This is a genomic window from Dactylosporangium sp. NPDC050688 (assembly GCF_040654515.1).
Taxonomy (GTDB): domain Bacteria; phylum Actinomycetota; class Actinomycetes; order Mycobacteriales; family Micromonosporaceae; genus Dactylosporangium.
This window is the reverse complement of record NZ_JBFAIC010000141.1, coordinates 1-8,792: the sequence shown is the minus strand read 5'-3', so window position 1 is coordinate 8,792 and position 8,792 is coordinate 1. Positions and strand designations below refer to the sequence as shown.

Genomic DNA, 8,792 nt, shown 5'->3' with positions numbered 1-8,792 from the left:
GGGTGACCGACCTCGGCCGCGAGGTGGTCGAACCGGTAGAACTCCAGGAACAGCCCACGGGGATCGCCGTGCCGCACCGGGGTGATCTCCCAGGCGCCGGCGATCGACAGTTGACGGAACTTCACGGCTTGCGAGCCACAGTCACAAACTCGTTGTAGGTGAAGACCTTGCCGGTCGGGCGCGGGAACGGGAACGAGTACTGCCGGTCCAGCGTGAGCCCGAGATCGGTGCAGATCTTGCCGACCTCGTCGAAGCCGGAGAACCTGACGTGGGTCGCGTCGCTGGCATAGCCGCGCTCCTGCGGCGTGATGAAGACGGCCCGCCCGCCCGAGCGCAGGAACGGCAGGTAGGAGGAGATGATCTCCTTGGCCGTGTCCTCTTCGACGTGCTCGATGAGGTGCGCGCCGAGGATCGCGTCGAAGCGCCCGGGAGTGGCGTATTCGGACTTGAAGAAGTCCTCGATGGTGAACGCGGTGAGGCCGGCCGCCCGGCAGGCCGAGATCGAGGTCGGGTTGTGGTCCACGCCCACGCCGTTGCCGTCGAGGTGCGCGAGGTTGCGGCCGATGCCGCAGCCGACGTCGAGTGTGAAACCGAGGTCGAGGCGGCGGATGTTCCACCGGTACGGTGCCTGCACGTTCAGTGCCCGTTTCCATCCGGCACCGCTGAGGCGCTGCAGACGGTCGGTGTAGTCGACGCCCTCGGTTTTGCCGCCCGATGCCTTCAAGGTCTCACTCACCGTGCCACCCTCTCAGACCACCTCACCCGTAGCAAGCATGCTACTTCACCCGGCAGGCTCACCCGGAAGATCGAGCAGGGTGAGGCGATCCGCTCGGGAAGCGTAGCCCGCGAGCGGCATCCGGCCGGCATTCGCGGACCGGCGGGACGCGGTCACGGAACGCATCGGCCGCTCGGGGCGGCCGATGCGAAAAGGGGGTGGGCGATGCCGGGGTCCGGTCGACCCGGCGGCGGGCCGGGTGCGTCCTCTACACTCCCCACCTCGTGAGAGCCCTTCTCACCGGCGGCGCCGGATGCATCGGTGTCCATGACGCCGGGACGCACGCCATCGCGGTGGACAAGCAGGCCTATTCCGGCAATCCAGACATTCACATTTCGGCAATCCAGACAATCTGCCGCTGTGAGCGAGCGCGCCCGTACGGGCCGCCGCCGGTGGCTCGGACCTGGTGAGCGCCTATCGCGCCCCGGCGGTCGGGGCTCTCCCGACGCGCGAACGGCGTGGCATGCTGACCGCAGTTCTGCCGAATCGGGGCAACCCCGGCCTCAGAAAGGGACCGGCATGAAACTGACCATCGTCACCGGGCTGACGGCGCTCGCGTCGCTCGGCTTCATGATCGAGCTGTTGCGCAGGCGCCAGCTCCAGGAGAAGTACGCGATCCTCTGGCTCGGCGTCAGCCTCGTGGTGCTGCCGCTCGGGTTGTTCCCGACGGTCGCCGACACGGTGGTGGAGTCCATCGGCATCGCATCCGGCGTCAGCCTGGTGCTCTTCCTCGGCATCGTGTTCCTCCTGCTCGTGTGCGTGCACCTGAGCTGGGAGGTCAGCCGCCTGGAGGAGGAGACCAGGACGCTCGCGGAGGACATGGCCCTGCTTCGTGCCGAGCGGGAGCGCAGCAAGGACCCAGCGGGAGCGCAGCAATGATCAACGGCAAGCGGGTGCTGATCATCATCCCCGCCTGGAACGAGTCGGGCTCGATCGCGGACGTCGTCGCCGAGGTCAAGGGCGAACTGCCCGGTGTCTCGGTGATCGTCGTCGACGACGGATCCACCGACGACACCTCGGCGCGGGCCGCGGCCGCCGGCGCGATCGTCGCGCGGCTGCCGTACAACCTCGGCGTCGGCGGTGCCATGCGCACCGGGTACCGGTACGCCCGCGACCACGGTTTCGACGTGGCGATCCAGGTGGACGCCGACGGCCAGCACGACCCGCGGTACATCCCGAAGCTCGTGGACGCGCTCGAGGACCACGACCTCGTCATCGGCGCCCGGTTCGCCGGCGAGGGCGGGTACGCGGTCAAGGGCCCCCGGAAATGGGCGATGCGGCTGCTGTCACGGGTCATCTCCCGGCTGGCCCGCACCCGGCTCACCGACACCACGTCGGGGCACCGCGCGTGCAACCGCCGGCTCATCGAGCTGTTCGCCCACTGGTACCCGGCCGAGTACCTCGGCGACACCATCGAGGTCCTGGTGCGCGCGGCCCGGATGAAGTACAAGATCACTCAGATCCCGGTGGCCATGCGACCCCGCATGGCGGGCACCCCGAGCAACTCGCCCGTCAAGGCGTCGATCTACCTGGCCCGTGCCGGCATGGTCCTGCTGCTTGCGTTGATCCGCGCCTGATTCTCAAGGAGCTCCTCCCTTGACCGCCGTCACCTCTGGTGGCAACACCGTCACGGCAAGCGCGGCGCCGGCCCGGCGTTCCCGGGCGCCGCTCGGCTGGTTGGCCGCCTTCGCCCTGGCCTGGCTGCTGCCGCTGGTCACCCATCTGCTCCACGCCGACGTCCTGCTGCTCGTCGTAGTCGTGGCGGGTCTGGCCGGCCTGCAACGCGGCACGGCCGGATGGTTCGACCGGGTGGTGGTCAGCCTCGCCCAGCTGTTCCCGGCGCTCTGCGTGGCCGGGCTGCTGTTCTCGGTCTGGCCCTGGCACCTGCATCCGGTGGCGGTCGGCGGGTTCGCCCTGAGTGTCCTGGTGCTGCTGTCGCTGCTCACCGGCCGCCGGCCGGCGCGGCCCGGTCGCTGGCGGGCGCGGGACTGGGTGCTGGCCGCCGGCTTCGGCGGTGCCACGGCCGTTGCCCTGGAGCCGTTCGTGCTGCGCGACCTGGGTGGCCGGCTGGGCCTGCTGATCCCGGGCGAGGACATGTCCCGGCACTTCCTGCTGTTCGACATGATCGGCCGGGTCGGCGGCTACGCCTTCCTCAACCCGGAGGAGTCGCTGCGGTACGCGCCGGCCGACCTTGCCGAGGGAATCCGGAACTACCCGCAGGGCACCCACTTCAGCTTCGCCGTGCTGGACCACTTCATCCGCTCGTCGGACACGGCGGCGGTCGACGGCACGGTCTCGATGGACGTGATGGTCTGGCTCTGCCTGGCCGCCTTCGTGTTCCTCATGCTGGCGGTGCTGTGGAGCGCACGGCGGGTCGCCGGGGCCGGCGCGAGCCCGGTCCGGCTGCTCGCCACGGTCGGACTGATCTCCGCCTGGCTGTTCTTCGGTGACCCGGTGACGGTGCTGATCAGCGGATACCCGAACGAGCTGGTCGGCCTCGCCCTCGCCGCACTGCTGACCGGGCTGGTCGCCCGCCCGCTGGCCGACCGTGGCGAGCAGCTCGCCACGGTCGCGCTCCTGCTGGTCGGGGTCTCGTTCAGCTACCACCTCTTCCTGCCGTACTCCGTGGCCATGGCCGGCGTCTGGGCATGGCAGGAGCGGCTCTGGCGCCGTCCGGTGGCCTGGCTGGTCGCGGTGCTCATCGCGGCCCCGTTGCTGCTGACCCCGCTGCTGAACGCGAAGGCGGCCAGCGGCTACCAGCTCACGCTGCCCGGCACCGCCCGGACCACCGACCGGGCGGCGGCGCTGGTACTCATCGCGCTGGTGCTGTTCTGCCTGATCCGGCGGGGCGGCCTGCGGGCACCGGGGAACCGCAACGCGGCGCTGGGCGTCGTGCTCGCGGTCGCGATGGCGGCGACGGTCGCCACGTACCAGCTGATCGCCATCGGCCGCACCATCTACTACTTCGAGAAGACCCTGCACCTGGTCATCGTCGTGGGGCTGGTCGGTCTCGGCGGGCTGGCCCGCGCGCTGCCGCGCCGCGCGGTGCCCGCCTTCGCGGTGGTGCTGCCACTGGCCGTCGCGCTGGTCGCGGCCGGCGGCCGCTGGCACCACCAGCCCCCCAGCGTCGGGCTGCGGCTGGCGGTCGCGCTCGAGCGGGGATCACCCGACGGCGCGCGCGACGCGATCCTGATGACCCGGATGTTCCCGGACGGTGGCGGCATGATGAACGTCGATCTCATGAGCTCGCCGTATCGGAACTGGTACGCCTCGACCTACGCGTCCGTGATGCAACGCAACTACCGATATGCGCAGGTCTGGTACCTGTGGCAGGACCCGCTGGCGAGGCCGAAGACGCTGGAGACGCTGGAGGCCCTGGTGCTGGACAGCCCGGTGCCGGTCCGGTTCTTCGTGTTCGATCCCGAGGCCAGCTTCCTCGTGCTGGACCCGGACCACCCGTCCCGGGCATCGGCGCAACCCGGCGTCACCCGGTCGGCATACGGTGATCCGGCGGCGAAGTCGAACATCGAGGCGGCCGAGCACCTGGCGGCCAAGTATCCGGAGAAGGTGCAGATCGTGCACGCCGTGCCGCCCAACCGGTGACCCGGCCACGAGGCTCGATGCGCACCGGATCAGTCCCGGCTGATCCGGTGGCGAGGAACGCCTGCTATAGCACGGAGACCGGGCTTGCGTTGAAAAAGCCGCTAACTGCATTGTGGTAGCGTTGGTCGCTCTGAGCCGTGCTCGCTTGGCCGGTTGGCGAGCCGCAATCCGCGACACGTCGAGGGGACGATGGTAAGTCAGCACGCTGACGCCGCGGCGGCAGAGCCTTCGCAGCAGGACCCAGCCCAAGTGATCGCGACCCCGTCGGACGGGGCATCGTCAACGACAAGACCGACCGTGCACGACCCGGGTTCCGAGCAGCCGAGCGGCGCTCCGCCCGCGGCCGGGCCGGACACCACCGGCCGGCAGTTCAGCGGACGGTGGGTCGTCATCGCCGTCATCGTGGGCTACCTCCTGCAGGTCGGCTGGCGGGTGTGGCTGTCGCGCCACCTCAATGTGCCCGCCGCCCACGCCGACGAGGACGGCTACCTGGTGGCCGCCCGCGTGCTGGCCGGCGGCCCCGGTGGTGAGACCACCGACAACGAGACGTTCCGGCGCATGGGCTATCCGATGCTCATCTCCCCGGTGTACTGGTTCACGCAGGACGCCTTCACCGTGTACCGGAGCGTGCTCGTCATCAACGCGGTGCTCAACGCACTGGTCTTCCCCCTGCTGTATCTCTACGCGCGGCGGATCCTCGCGCTGCCCGTGCGCACGGCGCTCGGCGCCGCCCTCGTCGCCGCGGCGATGCCGGCAGTGGTGTTCTACTCGCAGTTCGCGCTGACCGACTCCGTGCTCGCCGCCATGCTCATGGCCTGGCTCGTGTTCGCCCACATCTGGCTGGCCGGCACCACGGCCCGCATGCGGGTGCTCGGCGCGCTGGGCTCCGGCGCGATGGCCGGTCTGCTGTTCGTCACCCACATCCGCGGCACCATGGTGGTGCTGGTGCACGTCCTGCTGATCATCACCGTGCTGATCATGCGGCGCAGCGGCTGGGCGACCACCGTCGCCGCGTTCGCCGGCGCCGGCCTGGTGATGACCATCGACCCGATCCTCAAAGCCGTCAGCGGCAACGCGATCGACACCGCCGGCAACAGCCCGACGAACACGACCATCAATGCGATCACCACGCTGAGCGGCCTGGGCCGGATGCTGGGCACCGCCGACGGGCAGATCTGGTATCTGTGTGTCAGCACGTTCGGCCTCGGCGCGGTCGGCCTCATCGCCGCGGTGCTGCCGCTGACCCGCTGGCGGGCGCTGCGGGCCGAGCTGAGCGACAGGGACTCCGCGGCCCGCCGGATCATCGTCACCGCGACGCTGTTCACCACGCTGCTCATCGCGCTGTCCAGCTCGGCCGCGCTGCCGCCCGGCGACAACCGGATCAACTACTACGCCTACGCGCGCTACATCCACATGCTGTTCCCGCTCTGGCTGCTCATCGGCCTGACCGCGCTGCTGGCGGTGAAGAACCGCCGCCAGGCCGTGGTGCTCGGCGGCTCCGCCGCCGCGCTCATCCTGGGCACCGGTGCGGTCGTGTCGATCCGGACCCGCCTGCACGGCTGGGGCAGGTTCCTCAACTTCGACTCGCCGGAGCTGTCCTTCATGGGCTGGCGGTGGGACCACATCGCCGTCACCCGGCCCACCATTGTCGCGTTGATCCTCCTGGCCGGGATCGTCACGCTGCTCCGGCGTCCTCGCTGGGGGCTGCCCACGGTGATGGCCGTCGTCGGGCTGGTGGTCGCGGCCAACATGGTGGTCGCGACAGAGAAGATCAGCGTGGCGATGGAGGTCAACCAGTACCGTCCCGGCACACCGCTCATCGTCCGTGACGGCTACGTCCGCGAAGGTGACCGCGTCGCGTTCGCGAAACAGCAGCCCGTCTGGTACGTCCAGTACAACCACATGCGCGAGGTCTACTGGACCCCGCTGCTCATCTGGGACCAGACGGTGGATCCCGCGCCGCCCGCCGACGCGGACGTGGTCATCGCGCCATACGACCCGCCCGAGGAGGCGAAGCTGGAGACGTGGGACGGCGAGCGGTACGGGTTCCGGCTCGTGGTGACCAACCCGAACCAGCAATGGGCTCTCTGGCGCAAGGGTTGACGTTTCATGAACGGATCGGTCTTCCGTCGCAGGTTGGCGAGTCGTAAGCTCTGCCGGGCCCGGTGGTCGGGCGTGTCACCCGACCCCATGGGTGACGGCGCCCGATCCAGGCGGTAGATCGAACGAATCAGGAGCAATCCCTATGGACACGTTGATCGCGTTGTGTGGGGGAGCGCTCCGGTGACCGTGCCGGTGTCCGAGGAGGGCAGGCGAGCGTCCACCGAATCAGCGGACCATGACGGCCGATCGCGCGCGCACCGGGTGCCGAGCCAGGTGAGCCGGGCGTCGGCTGTCCGCGGCCGGCTCCCGCGGGTGTGGATCGGGCTGGCCGGCGTGGCCGCGGCCTGGGCCGTTCCACTCGCGACCCACCTGGCCGGGGTCGACGTGCTGCTGCCGGTGCTCGTCTGGGTCGGGACGGCGTCGCTGCTCCGCGCCGGACGGACCCTGATCGACCGGCTGGTGATCGCCTTCGCCGTGCTCAGCGGCGGGGTCAGTCTCGCCGCGCTGCTGTTCTCGGTCTGGCCATGGGGTCTCGAGCCGGTGCCGGTGGCCGGCACGGCGCTGACCACCCTGGTGCTGGTCGCGGTCGTCACGGGGCGCCGGCCCACACTGCCGACCAGGATCGACCCGTCCGACGTGGTCCTGGTCGGGGCCTCGGTCGCGGCGGCGGTCCTGATCCTGCGACCGCTCGCACCGAGCCCGACCGCCGCGTTGAAGGTGCTCGCGCTCGGTGAGGACGGCGCCCGGCACTTCGGGATCTTCGACAACATCTACCGCACCGGCGGACTGCTGGCGTTCCATCAGTCGGAGATGGCGGTGCCGCTCCAGGCGGGCTTCGCCACCTACCCGCAGGGCGCGCACGTGACGTTCGCCCTCCTCAACAACTTCTTCCACTCCGGCTCGACCTACGGCACGCCGCTCACCCGCTTGCACAATTTCGCGCTGCTGTACGGCCTGAGCCTGGCGCTGAGCATCGCCTGCGTCATGTGGAGCGCCCGCTGGGTCGGCGGACCGCGGCTGCGAGGGTGGGCCTTCCTGCCGGTGGCCGTGATCGTCACCGGCTTCCTGTTCTTCGGCGACGGCATCCCCGTCTTCACCCACGGTTTCGTCAGCGAGGTCGCGGTCTTCGGGCCGTTCGCCCTGCTCATCGCGGTGCTGACCCGTCCGTTGCGCGACCCGCGCGAGCAGATCGTGACGGCCGCGGCGCTGCTGTGCACCGTGTCCATGACCTACTACCTGTTCATGCTCAGCGCGTCGGTGGTCGTGGTGATCTGGGCCGTCGGGTACCGCCGCCAGCTGCTGCGGCACTGGCGATGGACGCTCGGCGCGGTCCTCGTCGGCGGCCCGGTCGCGCTGTTCGCGCCGCTGATCAACCTGCGTCAGGCGAGTTCGGTCAAGCAGCTGACCCGCGACGGCGGCGTCGAGCCGATGAACGTCCTGCTGCTGTCGGGGCTGCTGGCCGCGGTCCTGCTGGGACTACTGGTCCGCCGGAGCGCCCGGCGCAGCCCGGCGTGGCGGATGATGCTGGCCTGGGTGGTCACGAGCGTGGCGTACGCCGCGGCGCTCTACGCGGCCACCATCGGCAGCCCCACCCGGTACTACTACGAGAAGTCGCTGCACGAGCTGCTGGTGGTGCTGCTGGTCGGCGCCGGCGCGACGGTGATGCTGGCGCCGGAGGCGTTCCGAGCGCCCCGCCGGTGGCGCGGGCGCTGGCTGGCCGGGCTCGTCCCTTCCGCGGCCGCCGCGGCGGTCCTCCTCGCCGGCGCGTTCTTCTACGCCGGTCCGGCCGATCCCGGGTTCCGCCATCCGCCCAACGACCGGAGCTGGGGCGAGGCGTACGCGCGCGACCTCAACAACTTCTTCCAACCGGCGAACGCCATCGTCACCACGTTCCACAAGCTGCCGCACAGCGACGGCTACGTGACGGTGCTGTACGTCAACGGCCGGCACGACGCGATGACGACCTACAACGGGACGCTGTGGTTGTCGGTGCTCTACAACAACCACGGACTGGCGTGGCGGGACACCATCTGGGTGCTGCCGACGCCGACCAAGACCGAGGCGGAGCTGGAGCAGTTCATCCGGGAGAGCCCCGACCCGGTGCGGTTCGTCACCAACGTGCCGTCGGTGTCCCGGGCGGTCGAGCACGTCCGGCAGACCGACCCGGGGATCCGGGTCGAGGTCGTGCCGCTCACGTACCCGTAGCGTTCGATTGCCCCGGGTCCGTCCCGTCTTGTCTCGTCCGGTGGGGAGTTTGTGGTGGCGTCGATGACGTTCGAGGAGTTCCGTGCGTTGCGGCGGTTCCCGGCGC

At 70.2% G+C, this 8,792-nt stretch carries 6 protein-coding genes and 1 pseudogene; 5 read left to right on the top strand and 2 right to left on the bottom strand.

The features are described from left to right. Both AB0H83_RS51095 and AB0H83_RS51090 read right to left on the bottom strand, forming a co-directional pair. A pseudogene (locus AB0H83_RS51095) lies at positions 1-125 on the bottom strand (dTDP-4-dehydrorhamnose 3,5-epimerase); the annotation flags it as partial. After that, positions 122-736, bottom strand: coding sequence for a class I SAM-dependent methyltransferase (locus tag AB0H83_RS51090; protein WP_360111087.1), 615 nt, complete (start codon positions 734-736; stop codon positions 122-124). The pseudogene AB0H83_RS51095 and the gene AB0H83_RS51090, both read right to left, overlap by 4 nt. Before the next feature lie 558 nt (positions 737-1,294). Here AB0H83_RS51090 and AB0H83_RS51085 point away from each other — a divergent pair. From AB0H83_RS51085 to AB0H83_RS51065, 5 genes are all read left to right on the top strand, one after another. Beyond that, the gene (locus AB0H83_RS51085) at positions 1,295-1,654 is read left to right on the top strand and encodes a DUF2304 domain-containing protein (RefSeq protein ID WP_360111084.1); all 360 of its coding nucleotides are present in this window, start codon (positions 1,295-1,297) and stop codon (positions 1,652-1,654) included. Next, positions 1,651-2,352 carry a glycosyltransferase family 2 protein gene (locus tag AB0H83_RS51080; protein ID WP_360111081.1) on the top strand — a complete coding sequence of 234 codons (702 nt, stop codon included), beginning with the start codon at positions 1,651-1,653 and terminating at the stop codon, positions 2,350-2,352. The genes AB0H83_RS51085 and AB0H83_RS51080 overlap by 4 nt, the downstream gene beginning before the upstream one ends. Positions 2,353-2,371: 19 nt before the next feature. Continuing rightward, complete coding sequence (locus AB0H83_RS51075; protein ID WP_360111078.1) at positions 2,372-4,378, top strand: hypothetical protein; 2,007 nt, start codon at positions 2,372-2,374, stop codon at positions 4,376-4,378. Positions 4,379-4,675: 297 nt separating this feature from the next. Then, positions 4,676-6,481 (top strand): hypothetical protein, encoded by a 1,806-nt coding sequence (locus AB0H83_RS51070; protein WP_360111076.1) that lies wholly within the window; start codon positions 4,676-4,678, stop codon positions 6,479-6,481. A 180-nt stretch (positions 6,482-6,661) separates the two neighbouring features. Next, entirely contained in the window at positions 6,662-8,686 is a 2,025-nt protein-coding gene (locus AB0H83_RS51065) for a hypothetical protein (protein ID WP_360111073.1), read from the top strand. Positions 8,687-8,792: the final 106 nt, after the last annotated feature.